This is a genomic window from Bacillus sp. TH19, from assembly GCF_016651075.1.
In the GTDB taxonomy this organism is placed as follows: Bacteria; Bacillota; Bacilli; order Bacillales; family Bacillaceae_G; genus Bacillus_A; species Bacillus_A mycoides.
This window is the reverse complement of record NZ_JAEKEO010000007.1, coordinates 539,734-553,939: the sequence shown is the minus strand read 5'-3', so window position 1 is coordinate 553,939 and position 14,206 is coordinate 539,734. Positions and strand designations below refer to the sequence as shown.

Below are 14,206 nucleotides of genomic sequence, written 5' to 3'. Positions count from 1 at the left end.
ATTTGTTAAATTATTAGCCATTATATTGAATCCAAATCAAATTGTCAACAATACCCAAATGTTATTTCGAAATAATTCATACTTTTATACGTTTTTTATTCAAAGATTACTGTAGATCTTCTCCAATAATCCTTACTTCTCTCTCTAATTTCACACCGAATTTTTCTTCAACAGTTGTTTGTACGAAATGAATTAAATCGATATAATCTTGTGCAGTTCCGTTATCAACATTCACCATAAATCCAGCGTGTTTTAAAGAAACTTCAACTCCGCCAATTCGCTTACCTTGCAGTCCTGATTCTTGAATAAGCTTACCCGCAAAATTATTTGGTGGACGCTTAAATACACTGCCACATGAAGGATACTCTAAAGGTTGTTTTGATTCACGCTTATACGTTAAATCATCCATCTTTTCCTTAATCTCTTCACGCACACCTTCTTCAAGTTCAAACCTCGCTTCAAGAATAATGTAATGATTGTTCGCAAATACACTCTTACGATATCCAAATTCAAATGCATCTTTCGTTAAAGTACGTAGCTCTCCATCACCTGTCATTACGACAGCTTCTGTTAGCACATATGCAACCTCACCGCCATATGCACCAGCATTCATATATAACGCTCCGCCAACTGAACCTGGTATACCACAAGCAAACTCAAGTCCTGTTAAACAGTGATCTAATGCAATTCGTGACACATCAATAATTGCTGCACCACACCCCGCAACAATCGCTGTCCCTGTTACAGTAACATTGGTAATATGAATTAAACTTACTGTAATCCCGCGCAGACCACCGTCTTTAATAATAACATTAGAGCCGTTTCCTAAAAACGTAACTGGAATATTGTATTGATTCGCATACTTTATAACTTCTTGAATTTCATCATAATTCGTAGGAGAAACGAACACATCCGCTTTCCCGCCCACTTTAATATGCGTATGATTCTTTAACATTTCATCTTGCTTCACATGACCTTCAGGCAATACTGTACTTAAATATTTATAAACCTCGTGCATATTCATTTTACGATTCCTCTATTTCTATAATCTTTTTATCCCGCTATATACGGGTCCATAATATCCCCACATAAAAATGCATTACAAAACAACAGCTAACGTGGTGAATACAGTGTACATAAAGCACACCTATAAACCTCTTAAATTATAAGAGGTTCCACTCATATTAAAATATATATCGCATAATAAAGCAACCCAAATGGGCTACTAAACTTGACATGTAACCATATAGACAACAATTTGTAAAATATATAGGTTTTTCAAAGTAATACCCTTCAATATCTTACTATACCATACGAAAGAAAAGTGGTATTTTTTTGTAATCTTTACTTTATTTTCATCAATAAAAAAGAGCACATCCCACAGAATGTGCCCTTTCTATACTTTTTAACTTATTTTTCGTTCTCTTCTTTTTCCTTATCAAACCATAATAGCTCATCGTCATCAACTTCACCATTATAATTGATTAGAATCTCTTCTCCCGCTTTTATATCTTTGTAAGCAAAGAAGTTAAACGTATGATTCTCGAAGACAATATCATACGTTGCATTCGGATTATATGCATGATTAAATAACATGCCGTATCCTAACAGGAATGCCGTATGATTTACCCCATACTCAAATGCGTAGTCAGCAAGTAACGTTTTCTCAATGTGTTCATGCTGTTCATTCGGATAAGAGATAACTGGTGCTGAGTGAATCAACTCACCCTTTTTAATATCACGAGTTGCAAATACCCCTCTATTAAATTCTCCATCACTAAGTTCAGAAGTCTTAACTTCGATCATATGCGTCACCTATATAATTCTTTCTTTGAAGTATTTTATTCCGCTATTTGCGGGGTTCAACTAATAATCAGTAGCGTATAGCCCCACTAATTAAAGTCTCAGTTTATCTCCTTAAGCTTGGCAGAAAACGCGCAGAAAAGCAATTAAATTACTATCAAGTATTCATTTAAATGAAAAAAGAGCACACATGGTGTACCCTTTTTAAGAGATATTACTTTTCTAAAATATCTTCTAGCAACTTCACTTGCTCGCTAACAGTATGTAACGTCTTCACCGATGTATCATTTCGATGCTTTTCTTCTTCAACACTCGCTAACACTTCTTCCGTAGCTGCAGAAGTTTGTTGAATTACGTTAGAAGCATGTGTAACGTCCTTTACGATATTCGTCGTTTTAGCTTGGAAACTTTCTTGATGACCAACAATCTCCCTCATTACATCATTAATCGCATCAATAAACTTCCCTAAATCCGTTACATTCGTCAAAACACTTGCTAACATTTCGTTACATTCTTCTTGTACTCTTTCTGACTTCTCTACCTGCACTTCTACTTTACTTGCTTGATTACTAAACTCCTTCAAAATCCCTTGAATTCTCCCCGCAGAACGATTCGATTCTTCAGCAAGCTTTAATACTTCATTCGCTACAATAGCAAAACCTTTTCCATGCTCGCCTGCCCTTGCAGCCTCAATATTTGCATTTAAAGCTAACAAACTCGTCTGACTTGAAATATTCGTGATTACATCTACAATTTCATTAATTTGTTTCGATTGTGTCATCAATTCTCTAAATATAGTTCCTGATTGTGAAACAACATCATTTAAACTTCTCATGTTAGCTTCAAAATTTCTTAAAGTACTTACACTACCCTTTGAAATTTCTAAACTTTCATCAACACGAATCGAAGCATTTCTTACTTGAGAGATGATTTGTTCAATATTCCCCTCCATATCATTCAATACTTCTACTGAACGAGACATCATCTCTGATTGCGATTGGGTTCCCACTGCTACTTCTTCAAAAGCAAAGTTAATTTCACTCATTGACTCCATCGATGTATTCATATTTTGTCTTAAATGATTGAAATTACTATCTAGTTTCACAACTGTTCTCTCAATAAGCCTTTGCGTTTCTTCTAACTCCTGAGCTTTCTTCATCACCGCTTGCTTCTCATCACTTAAACGAGCCAACAGATTAGAACCAATCTTCGTTACACCCCACATTGCAATCGTTACAATCGCTAACAAGCTTGCGAAATTTGCAGCTTCAGATGACGCTGTATACGCAAAAAATTGATTTGGCCAATAACTACAAAGTATAAATGTAACAACAACTGCTACCCCGCCAAGAATTAAAATAAGACGTTCACTCAAATAAATAAGTGAAACCGCTAATGTAAAATAGACCATTTGAAATACAGCTGGGCTTTCATTAAATGCTTGTACCATAATGAAAGACATAATAAGTAGCATACATGTCATGATGTATTTATACATTGCTTCCATACTTTCTATAAAAGTAAGCAGCGTTCCAAATACTACGATAGAAATACCACACATCCAAAATGCTATTGCTCTCTCTGTAAAAATATATCCGTAATACCCAATCGCGATTATCCCAAGGAAGAAACTACACATCGTGATAAATAGCAATAAATGATTTTTCTGTGATTCTTTCTCAAGGTTAGAAAAACAAGTTCTCTTTAACCACTCCATATATGAAGCCCCACCTTCTACTCATACGTATCGATTACTTCAGCTTGAATACCGCACTCACTGGGTTATGATCGCTATTTTCAAACTTCAAATCTTTCCCTTGTACATTTACAATTTCAACATTCGGTGAAACGATAAAGCCATCAATAATCGTGACGAAATTTTCACCTTCCACATATTTCTTCACATCATCTCTCACAGTCATAACAGACGGATCTACAGCCCACTTAAAGCCACCATCAGTAAAGTCCTTTGGTAACTCTACTAACCACTCAGGACGCTCTTTCACAAACTTCGGATCACTTAACTGAACGTTAGAAAGTAATTGATTCCAGTCTCCGCCCATTATGACATAATCACCATTTTCATAATGCTTGTTCATATATTTTTTTAAATATTCTACTTGCTGTTTTCTAATTTTCCCGCCTTCATCATAAGCAGACAAATGTAAATTTACGAGTCTAACAAATTTCCCATTATTAACAGGTATTTTATGTTCAACAATCGCTCGGTCTAAATCAAATAAACGCTTTGGCCACGGCTCCATTCCAGGAAGCTGAAATCTCTTCGCTGTTTGAACCGTATATTTAGAAAATGTACTTAATCCAGCTTCAGCATATCCCATCGGATTTGTTATTGGCACCGGAACCCATTTCGTATCGTAGTTCTTTCCGAATGACGAAGCATAATCAGGTAGTCCTTTTTTCAAAAATTCATGCCCATTTATATCAAATGATCGCATTGATTTTATATCTATTTCTTGTAATAGTGCAAAATCACTATTCTCATTTTGTAAAAACGAAAGCATATTCTTTAAGTTAGTTTCCGTTTGTTCTTTACTACTTGAACCAGATCCTTTTCCCCCATCCATAAAGAAGTCTTGATCCTTATCTAGTCCAGCATATCCAATATTAAATGTTGTAACTTTAAATTCATTTCCATGCGCAATTACGCGCTCCTTATTGTTTTCCACCTTCAAGCTTATAACATCAGCCGGCTGTTCTTTTGTAAGTGTCATATAAGCTAAAAACCCACCTACAACTCCCACACCTACTAAAATACATATAAGTACTATTTTTAATAACTTTTTCAAACAAACGACTCCTTTTCTAAAACATACGATTTTACTTTTCTTTATTTTCAGTTAAATAAAAAAATGACAGACATACGAAATATTTTATCACACTGAAAACCTTATATCACTATATTTAGTTTATAAGTAAGGATTCCCTATCTTAAACTATTATATAAATACAAAATGCACCAACTTCTCCACTGGAAATTAAACACAATGTTTAGTACACTATATGTAATAATCATAGGTGATGGAGTTCGCCATAACCGCTGCTTAGCTAATGACTCCTACCAGTATAACTACTGGTAGGAGTCTATTTTTTTGAGCAAGCTATTTAAAGAGGTGAGGAATTTGATTTATATTATCGTCGGTATAGCCGGTATATTAGGAGCCCTTTCTCGTTATTATTTAGGTCTTACTATTCATACATTTTGGCATCATTCTTTTCCATTAGCTACATTACTCATTAACTTAGCCGGCTGCTTCTTATTAGCATGGCTAACTACGTATATCGCCCGGCTAAACATCTTACCTTCAGAGGTTATCACAGGCATCGGGACTGGATTCATCGGTTCCTTTACGACGTTTTCAACATTTAGTGTAGAAACTGTGCAATTAATCAATCATTCTGAATGGAGCACGGCTTTCTTATATGTATCATGCAGTATACTTGGCGGTCTCATTATGTCTGGACTTGGCTATACACTAGGTGATTTCTTAATTAAGAAATCACTTACGGAAGGTGATCACTTATGATGGAAGCTTTATTAGTAGCAACTGGAGGATTTTTCGGTGCGATTACACGATTTGCAATTAGCAATTGGTTTAAAAAAAGAAATAAAACACCCTTTCCAATTGCTACATTCCTTATTAATATAACAGGAGCATTTTTACTCGGGTATATAATTGGCAACGGAGTCTCTACAGGATGGCAATTATTATTAGGAACTGGATTTATGGGCGCATTCACGACATTTTCGACACTTAAATTAGAGTCCATTCAGCTTCTCAATCGCAAAAAAATTTACACATTCCTTTTATATTTAAGTACTACTTACATAATTGGTATCCTATTCGCATTCCTTGGAATGAAGCTCGGTGGAATATAAAAAAGCGACTCTATTGAGTCGCTTTCTTTCATAAGAAGTATGTCCCGCCATATGGAATGGAAAATAAAGTGAAACTTTAATCAGTGGGGGTTTTGTTCTTACCCACTGATTATTAGCCTTCACCAATCGGGCGTTTACGGGCAGTTGATCTCCCACCTAACTTCTTTGCTCCTGCCGAATTTTGAGGTGGGAGTTTTACTGCCCGGCAAATAGCGGGATAAACCAGCTGGATACACATCATAATGTATACTTTGCACAGGAAGCTGTGAATACGACATATACTGGCTCTGCATCATTCGTGCTACTTGTGCTTGTTGTTGCATTTGAATGGCCTGATGCACTGCCTGAATTGTCATCTGTGCCCCGGCTAGCGTTATAGCTGCCCCTACTTGTCTACCATTATAAAAATAATGATTCATCATTATTCAGCTCACTTATTATTTTTCTTCCATATGGTATGTTTCTATTTCATAGTGCGTATTTTGTCCCGATTGATGAATCCCTCACTAATTAAACTTCACTTTATCTATTACTTTTTCTCAGCTTTGAAGTAATAAATCCAAATAGTAATACACCAATACCACTAAAGAACAATACATAACTTATCGGTACTAGGAAAAAGAAAGGTTCTTCAAGAAATCCATCCGCTCCTACTTTACTGTTTGAAGCATGTATAGTTAAAGAAATAATCGCTAAGATCATGAAAGAAATAGCTACTACGTATTTATTTTTCATTTTACATTCTCCTCTATTCATATAATTCTTCTTAATTAACATCATATTATCCAAAACAAAATCATTAGTCAATAATAATTTATTGTTTTACAATAAATTATTATTGACTAGAATGAAAATAAAAGGTTTATGAAGCATCTTAAATTGCCTCACAAACCTTTTATAGACAATAATTATTTACACTTCAAACCTCTTGCTTAATACAACATAAATTGAACACAATAATACGAATATCCCAGCATAAATTAACAAAATCTCTACACTAAACGCATCAGCCAAAGGACCAAATATTATCATCCCTAAAGGAAGCGCGCATGAGTTAGCAATTTGCACAAGGCTAAACATCCGCCCGTGCATAGAAGGTTCTACTTTCTCCTGCAATAACACAGTAACTGGCGTATTAAAGCATGGCATTGTTATACCAATTAAAAAATTAAAGATTAAATACATAATAAATATCGTTGCAATTCCTAGTCCTATCATAAGCAGACCATATAAAGCACAGGCTAGCGCTGTTGTATGCATACGATTACGGAAGCCACCCCACGATGCAATTAATACTCCACCAGCCGCTGCGCCGGCACTAAATGTCATCTCACTAGCAGTAAGTCTCCACATCTCCGCCCCGTAAGAACGAGTTACCATTAACGGTGTTAAAAAGGCAGCTGGACTTATTAAAATCATGACAATGATTAATAAAACGAGTAGCCTTTTAATAAATACATTTTCTTTTAAATAAGCAAATCCCTCTTTTATCCCTTGTAGATTAGATTTTTGCTTACTCTCTGCATTCACATGTCCTTCCACTTGAATAATAAACATCATAATAATTCCGATCATAGCCGTAATAACATCAATAAAAAATGTTGTTTCAATGCTAGCAATAGAAAGAATTGCGGCACTTGCCGCTGGTGAAAGAAACATAATTAAAGATGTAATACTGCTATTTATCCCATTTACTTTCATAAGATAATCTTTCGGAACGATTTGTGGAATTAACGCATTCACAGCTGGCGTTTGCACCCCTGTACCAGCTGAGCGAATGAGTAGTACTATAAAAAGTAACCAAATACTTTTATATCCTGTTAAAAATAAAATTGCCAAAACTAACGTAGCAATTGCTATAATCCCATCCGATAACATAATCATCTTTTTACGGTCATAACGATCAATCCACACACCTGCAAACAAAGATATCGCAATTTGTGGTAGGAAACCGCAAACAGTTGAAATGGTCAACATCACTCCTGATGATGTTGTAAGGGTGATATGCCATATGATCGCGTACTGTACGAGAGATGAACCGAACAACGAAATCGTTTGAGCGGTCAAAAACATTATTATTTTCACTTTCCAATCATTATCATTTATCATCTTTTTTACTCTCCTCAATTAAACCGCTCTCTATGTTGAAAATACTATCTGCCCAACCATGATAAAAACTTGCTTCGTGAGATACGAGTATAATGCTGCCCTTAAACTGCATTAGCGCCTTTTGCAAAGCTTCCTTCGCTTCTGCATCTAAATGATTCGTCGGTTCATCTAAAATTAAAAAATTACAAGGTGATAATAACAATCCACACAGTTTCACCTTCGATTGTTCACCACCACTTAACGTACGAAGTTCTTGTGAAACATGTGTATCTTTCACACCACACGCAGCTAAATGATGGCGTATTTCTTTCATATTCAACTTAGAAAACTGCTCCGAAATAACTTGAAGTGGTGTCAAAGAATCATTCTCCCAATTCAAATCTTGCTCATAATAACCAATCTTTATTTGCTCTGAAAATTGAAATTCTCCAGAAATACTAGAAATATTTCCAACGATTGTTTTTAATAAGGTGGATTTCCCTACTCCATTAAATCCTGTAATAACAAATTTTTGTCCTCCTACTACCGAGAAATTCAACTTTGGTAATAAAGCAAACTCATATCCAACCTCAAGGTCATTTACTGTCAAAACCGTCTGTGCTGAAATTGAAAGCTCACGAAAATGAATAGATGGTTTATGAGTAAAATTTGGAGGTGCAATTCTTTCCATACGCTGTAGCTGCTTTCTGCGTCCTTGCGCTATTTTTGAATTCACTCCAGCAATATTGCTACGAATATACTCTTCCGTTTTTTCAATTTTCTTTTGCTGTGCATCATATTGGCGAATATAATCTTTTCGCAAATGCTCCTTTTGTCTTACAAAATCTGAGTATTTTCCGTAATACTTCTTCACCGTTCCAAACTCTACATCACATATGCAAGAAGTCACTTTTTCTAGAAAATCAAAATTATGTGACACTACAATAAACGCTCCTTCAAAACTCATTAAATAATTAGCAAGCCACTCAACATGCTCTTTATCAAGGAAGTTCGTCGGTTCATCTAGTAATAAAATATTAGGCTCTTCTAATAAAAGCTTCGCTAAAATTACTTTTGCACGTTGTCCTCCGCTTAGTTCAGCGATTATACGATTCATGCCAATAGCATCAATACCTAAGCCAGCTGCAATTTTACTAATTGTGCTATCTACCGAATAAAAATCACGAGCCTCAAGTTGTTCTTGATATGCGGCCGCTTTTAACAATTTGTCAGGATCACCTGTCATAGCACTTTCTTCATACAATTTGTTCATTCTATCTTCCATTTCAAACAAATCATAAAAAGCTCTCTTTAAATATTGTGAAATGGTATAAATTCCATCAATTTCTGCATATTGATCAAGATGCCCAATTTGAATATTAGGCTGCCACTTTATGTCTCCCTTATCAGGAATTATTTCTTCAATCAATATTTTCATTAACGTACTTTTCCCCGCACCATTCTGTCCAACAATCCCCATATGTTCTCCTTTATGCAAATCAAAAGAAGCATTTTCATATAAGGCTTTATCTATAAAACTATGTGATAAACTTTCAACTTTAAGTAAACTCATCCGTATTCCTCTTTTCCTGAAATTAAAAAAAGCAGAGAGATAGCGTCATTCGACACTAGCCCTCTGCTTCGTGGTTTTTTCCTATACTACTCCAATTTTTGTAAATCTCATTGGAATAGCATACACAAAGGGCCATAGACAAAGCATTGTCTATGGCCCCTTAATCTATTTTATACATCAGCTAAAAACCATAACCAAATAAGCATAGATACACTATACTTTTCAGAAAAGTTATTCAGCCGATGAATATAGGGACTTTATGCCCCATGATTAAGCTCCGTACAACGCTTCATCGTATACATTTGTGCGGAGCAAAGTTTTCTAATGAGTTTTACAAATTTTATATAAAGCATGTTCTGCACCTTCCTTAATACTTAAAAGAGATTTTAGCATACGTTTTTATGAAGCGTCAACATCACTTCCAAATCATTCAACTACTTATTTTCAAAATATTGCTTCTGAAACATACACATTCTTATCGCATTATGGTAGTTACCATCAACGAAAAATTCGTCTTGTAACTCACCTTCCACCATAAATCCAACCTTTTTATAAACATGTACAGCCTTTTCATTCTCTTTATCAACAACTAAATAGAGTTTATGCATATTTAATACAGAAAAAGCGTAATCCATCGCTAAACGCGTCGCTTCCGCTGCATAACCATGTCCTTGATAATTCGGATCAATAATAATCTGGAATTCAGTTCTTCGATGAATATAATCAATTTCCACTAACTCAACTAATCCAACCATCTCATTATCTTTCTCCAGGATAAAACGGCGTTCACTTTGATCGTGGATATGTTTATCATATAAATCCTGTAGTTCTACAAAAGCCTCATACGGCTCTTCAAACCAATAAGACATAATATGTGCGTTATTATTAAGTTCGTGCACGAACTTTAAATCTTCCCGTTCTAAAGGACGTAACTTTAATTCCTGACTCATTTCTATAACCTCCAAGTAAAATAACCTCTTCACTTAATTTCTCAATTTTTTTCGATTTCAAACGCCCTAATTACATTGTAAACCTTCAAGTAACTTGAAGGTCAAGGTACAAAAAGTAGTGCAAACTTATGTCTGCACTACTCTTTTCTCAAATCTCTCTTATTTGATATGTATAAAGAAATAACTAAAACAAGAATTGCTCCCGCGTATAATAACGTCTCCATTGGTTCCTCATGAGACACGATAATTAAACGAATTAACGCCGTAATTCCGATATAAATAAAATAACGTAACGGAAAATGATAATTCGACTTAAAATACTTAATAATTAATGCGATGAACTCGAAGTATAGGAAATAGACGATGATACTCTCAACTAATTTATAAGATGTATACTTCTTCGCTGAAAATATGTATTGAACAAAAGTAATCGTCTCGTTAATTAAAAAGATTGATAAAACAATGGATAATATGATTAACGCTATATTTAATATCCACTGTAAAACGCTAGCTATATAATGATCGATATTAAATGACTTCATTTTCTCTTTTAGCTCCCCTTCGTATACGTACGTATTTATTATAGCAAAATTATCATTGGAAAGAAGTTAAATCATACTTCCTCCCTTTACTCTCACCGGTATATAGAACTTCCAATACTTGAAGTAACCTTTTCACGATTGAGCTTGATTGCACATTCAGAAGCTCTTCCAACTCACTATTATTAATCGCCTTTTCAATAAGACGTGTTTAATCTTGTAAAATACACTTATGTGCATAGTTAGAAACACTATTACAATTCGAACACTGCCATCCTTTTTTCACCTTAACAGATGAATATTTTTTTCGTACATAATAAAAAAATAAAAAATTTTGTCACAAAACCCGTTATTCCGGGTTCTCTATAATACAGGCATCAAATGAGAGTGAGGTTTTAACTGACATGTTAAAAATAAAAAAGGAAGACAGGCCTTTTTCGGATGTGACATTTGAAGATTTGTTTAAACAAAACTATGTTTACGTTGTGAAACAGATCGTATGGATTGTCAAAAATCAGACTATCGCTGAAGAATTAGCCCAAGAAGTCTTTTTACAGCTATATCGCAACGATTGGAAGAGAATTGAACACTTACCTGGATGGCTAATAAAATCTTCTACTTATGTAGCGTATAAATGTCTACGATCTGAAAAACGACATCAGGCGAGAGTAGATAAAACCATACAATATCATGAAGTACAACATATTTCATCATTAGATGATGACTGGATTAGACAAGAAGAAATTACAAAGGTACAAATGGTACTCAGTAACATGGATGAACGGGATCGAACCATTTTATTAATGAGGTTTTCTGACTTTCAATATAAGGAAATTGCAGAAGTGCTTCAAATTGACATATCTTCTATTGGAACATTATTAGTCCGAGCCAAACAAAAGTTTCGTAAGATTTATAAACAGTTAGAGGAGGCGTAATAAATGAATTGTTATGATGTGGGATTTATTCAAGCATATATGGATGGGGAATTACCTTATGAGACAAGAAAAGAATTCACAAAACATTTAGATACGTGTAACGCATGCCAAGACCTATTACTAGAAATTAGTAAATTAAATCAATGGGAAAATGTCATGTTAGAGGAAGAAATAGTACATTCATCAAAGGAAATCAAAATTGATGTAGACCAAGCGTGGAAGGCATTTGAAAGTCGCGCAAAATTAGAAGATGTTTCTTATATCAATAAAAAACCTGAACAGAAGAAGGGATTATTTACAAATATGAATAAAAAATCAAAACGTTTCATGTATATAGCAGTAGCGGTAGCAGGGCTTTTTTCAACAGCCATGATTCCACAAGTTCGAGTGGCGGCTACAGATGTTGCCTCTTATTTTTCCAATGCAATTTCAAATGATACGATTATTGATGAAGGAAGAGACGTTACAAAAGGGCAATTTATTCCTCTTGATGAAAAGATTACAGATCAAGGGGTTACAGTACATCTGAAAGAATTATATGTAGCGGATGCACGTATATCCGTTCATTATAAAATTGAAAAAGAAAATGGAAATGTAGTACCGTTTGAATTTGATACAACGGGGTTACAACTTAAAGATGATGGCAAAGTAAATGGTCAACAAGAAAAAAACCCAGAGTATAAGAAAAATGGGTACTTCGGACAATTAGCATTTATTCAAGGAGCAAATGGTGGACCATTAGAACTAAAAGCCTCCGGTGAAGAATTAAAGCATATAGGTATTCGTTTTAAGGATAGACCAGAAGGTGTCATTACATTTATCGAAGGTCCTGAAGGGAAAGATTCTTTCAAACAACCACTTACATTAGATGTAAATATAAGCAGGATTGGAAAATTATCTGGTTCTTGGAAAGGTCAACTTCAAATTGATCCTACCAAATTGAAAAAATAAAGTGAATTTAAATGAAAAAAAGAATAGAACGATGTATATCCAATACCATGCTTATATTCTTCCTTGTGTTACTTACATTTATTTCATACATGATTTCTACTCTATCATTTTTAATTTCATAAACATAAAAAGGTAGTATAGAAAGTAGCCGGTTCCTTAACATACAGGGAATCGGCTACTTTTCGTCCAAACGCACAATTTTCTTTTTTCGTATGGTGCCCCTACATGCAAAACTTACATAAAATCTAGATGAACTCCAAATAAACTCCAGATACCTGTTTTATGCTAAATGGAATCTTAAACAAGGAGGTAATGGAAAATGTTTAAAACATTATTAGCAGGAACACTTTTAAGTACAGGATTATTAGCGGGTGGTGCAGTAGATACAGAAGATATGAAAACGAACAAACTAGAATCGAATAAAAAAATAGAATGGAGACAAACAAATAAAAGTGAAAAAGAATCCGCAAAAAAGATGGACAAAGGTACAAAAATTGATCAAAATCAACCAATGTCAGTTACAACAAGTTTAGATGGAACAACAACCTCTTCGCCAATCCATAATTCACCTGAAGACGCAGTGCCAGCAATTCCTAACGAAGATGTGAAATCTAACCATAATCAAACCTTTGAAATGCCTGAGGACACTAAATCAAAACCTGTACATGATTCTTCTAAATAAGCTATAAAATGAAATAGGATCATACCGTCAGATAAGTAATAATAGAATCCCTGTTGCATACAGCGCAGGGGTTTTGATGTTAAAAAAGTTCCCTTCACTAGTCAAAAGCAAATAATGAAAAAAGAAAAATCAGATGTAAAATAATCAATAATTATTAAAAACAAATAAAAGGATTATCTCTTATTTAATAAGAGATAATCCTTTTATTTTTGGAACCATATCTTTCCCACCAGCAAAAAGAACCATAAACTTGCAGAAAGTTTATTTTAACTTCCCTATTGATAGATTAACACGATAATTCCCATACTTTAATAGTCGCCCCAGAAAGTTATCCAATTCTTCATTAGAAGCAAAATGTGTTTTTAATAAATAACATCCCTCACCGCTTATACGGTGTACTTCAGAAATCCCTTCTTCTCCTTGAAAGAAATTCATAAACTCTTGGTGATTAGCTGTTGTTACGAACAAAGTAACAAATGCAGTCACTACTTGTCCTAATTTGATTCGGTTTATTGCAATTGTATATTGTTCAATAATCCCTAAATCCTCTAATCTTCGAATTCGATTTCCTACAGCCTGCCCCGTCATATGTATTTTTTGACCAAGTTCTTTCCATTGTATTCTTGAGTTTTCTCCTAATAATTTCAGTATCTCAAAATCTGTTTGATCAATGATATAAACCAATCCTTTCATCGTGAAAGTAGAAAGCCAGAAAGTGTTTCGCCAACTTATTCTGCTTGTCGATACAATTCACTATACTTAGTTTATCCTCTTACATCACATT

Annotated in this window: 16 protein-coding genes and 1 riboswitch; of the genes, 5 read left to right on the top strand and 11 right to left on the bottom strand. The window is 34.4% G+C overall.

Translation table 11 applies throughout. The annotated features are described in order from the left end of the window. Window positions 1-106 precede the first annotated feature (106 nt). The 4 genes from murB to JFU54_RS06440 all read right to left on the bottom strand — a co-directional run bounded on the left by murB (window position 107) and on the right by JFU54_RS06440 (window position 4,613). Complete coding sequence (murB, locus tag JFU54_RS06455; RefSeq protein WP_002016019.1) at window positions 107-1,024, bottom strand: UDP-N-acetylmuramate dehydrogenase; 918 nt, start codon at window positions 1,022-1,024, stop codon at window positions 107-109. Between the two features lie 386 nt (window positions 1,025-1,410). After that, window positions 1,411-1,806, bottom strand: coding sequence for an SET domain-containing protein (locus JFU54_RS06450; RefSeq protein WP_000573650.1), 396 nt, complete (start codon window positions 1,804-1,806; stop codon window positions 1,411-1,413). 211 nt (window positions 1,807-2,017) lie between these two features. Then, window positions 2,018-3,520, bottom strand: a complete 1,503-nt coding sequence (locus JFU54_RS06445; RefSeq protein WP_002143703.1) for a DUF4077 domain-containing protein — start codon at window positions 3,518-3,520, stop codon at window positions 2,018-2,020. A gap of 34 nt (window positions 3,521-3,554) precedes the next feature. Continuing rightward, window positions 3,555-4,613 (bottom strand): endonuclease/exonuclease/phosphatase family protein, encoded by a 1,059-nt coding sequence (locus JFU54_RS06440; RefSeq protein ID WP_201064014.1) that lies wholly within the window; start codon window positions 4,611-4,613, stop codon window positions 3,555-3,557. A 219-nt stretch (window positions 4,614-4,832) separates the two neighbouring features. Then, window positions 4,833-4,892: riboswitch (Fluoride riboswitch) on the top strand. Between the two features lie 54 nt (window positions 4,893-4,946). Here JFU54_RS06440 and crcB (JFU54_RS06435) point away from each other — a divergent pair. Beyond that, entirely contained in the window at window positions 4,947-5,351 is a 405-nt protein-coding gene (gene crcB, locus JFU54_RS06435; RefSeq protein ID WP_002143706.1) for a fluoride efflux transporter CrcB, read from the top strand. After that, the gene (gene crcB, locus JFU54_RS06430) at window positions 5,348-5,704 is read left to right on the top strand and encodes a fluoride efflux transporter CrcB (RefSeq protein ID WP_002167412.1); all 357 of its coding nucleotides are present in this window, start codon (window positions 5,348-5,350) and stop codon (window positions 5,702-5,704) included. Before crcB (JFU54_RS06435) ends, crcB (JFU54_RS06430) begins: the two co-directional genes overlap by 4 nt. Window positions 5,705-5,838: 134 nt before the next feature. Here crcB (JFU54_RS06430) and JFU54_RS06425 read toward each other — a convergent pair whose 3' ends face one another. From JFU54_RS06425 to psiE, 6 genes are all read right to left on the bottom strand, one after another. Then, window positions 5,839-6,126 (bottom strand): DUF3947 family protein, encoded by a 288-nt coding sequence (locus JFU54_RS06425; protein WP_201064012.1) that lies wholly within the window; start codon window positions 6,124-6,126, stop codon window positions 5,839-5,841. Between the two features lie 100 nt (window positions 6,127-6,226). Beyond that, window positions 6,227-6,460, bottom strand: a complete 234-nt coding sequence (locus tag JFU54_RS06420; protein WP_078204922.1) for a DUF3955 domain-containing protein — start codon at window positions 6,458-6,460, stop codon at window positions 6,227-6,229. A 156-nt stretch (window positions 6,461-6,616) separates the two neighbouring features. Continuing rightward, a complete protein-coding gene (locus JFU54_RS06415) occupies window positions 6,617-7,810 on the bottom strand; it encodes an MFS transporter (RefSeq protein WP_201065556.1) in 1,194 nt (397 codons plus the stop codon). Continuing rightward, window positions 7,803-9,365: an ABC-F family ATP-binding cassette domain-containing protein gene (locus JFU54_RS06410; RefSeq protein ID WP_201064010.1), complete on the bottom strand. Its 1,563-nt coding sequence runs from the start codon at window positions 9,363-9,365 to the stop codon at window positions 7,803-7,805. Before JFU54_RS06410 ends, JFU54_RS06415 begins: the two co-directional genes overlap by 8 nt. 434 nt (window positions 9,366-9,799) lie before the next feature. Further along, complete coding sequence (gene speG / locus JFU54_RS06405; protein WP_002144946.1) at window positions 9,800-10,315, bottom strand: spermidine N1-acetyltransferase; 516 nt, start codon at window positions 10,313-10,315, stop codon at window positions 9,800-9,802. Between the two features lie 137 nt (window positions 10,316-10,452). Continuing rightward, on the bottom strand, window positions 10,453-10,857 hold the full coding sequence (psiE, locus tag JFU54_RS06400; RefSeq protein WP_201064008.1) for a phosphate-starvation-inducible protein PsiE: 405 nt from the start codon (window positions 10,855-10,857) through the stop codon (window positions 10,453-10,455). A 401-nt stretch (window positions 10,858-11,258) separates the two neighbouring features. Between psiE and JFU54_RS06395 the strand changes: the two genes are divergently transcribed. The 3 genes from JFU54_RS06395 to JFU54_RS06385 all read left to right on the top strand — a co-directional run bounded on the left by JFU54_RS06395 (window position 11,259) and on the right by JFU54_RS06385 (window position 13,422). Continuing rightward, complete coding sequence (locus tag JFU54_RS06395; RefSeq protein WP_201064006.1) at window positions 11,259-11,789, top strand: RNA polymerase sigma factor SigX; 531 nt, start codon at window positions 11,259-11,261, stop codon at window positions 11,787-11,789. Window positions 11,790-11,792: 3 nt separating this feature from the next. Beyond that, window positions 11,793-12,740 carry a DUF4179 domain-containing protein gene (locus JFU54_RS06390; protein ID WP_201064004.1) on the top strand — a complete coding sequence of 316 codons (948 nt, stop codon included), beginning with the start codon at window positions 11,793-11,795 and terminating at the stop codon, window positions 12,738-12,740. A 319-nt stretch (window positions 12,741-13,059) separates the two neighbouring features. After that, window positions 13,060-13,422 (top strand): hypothetical protein, encoded by a 363-nt coding sequence (locus JFU54_RS06385; protein ID WP_016096561.1) that lies wholly within the window; start codon window positions 13,060-13,062, stop codon window positions 13,420-13,422. A 261-nt stretch (window positions 13,423-13,683) separates the two neighbouring features. On the opposite strand, the gene JFU54_RS06380 is transcribed toward JFU54_RS06385, so the two are convergent. Further along, on the bottom strand, window positions 13,684-14,115 hold the full coding sequence (locus tag JFU54_RS06380; protein ID WP_002096214.1) for an Lrp/AsnC family transcriptional regulator: 432 nt from the start codon (window positions 14,113-14,115) through the stop codon (window positions 13,684-13,686). Window positions 14,116-14,206: the final 91 nt, after the last annotated feature.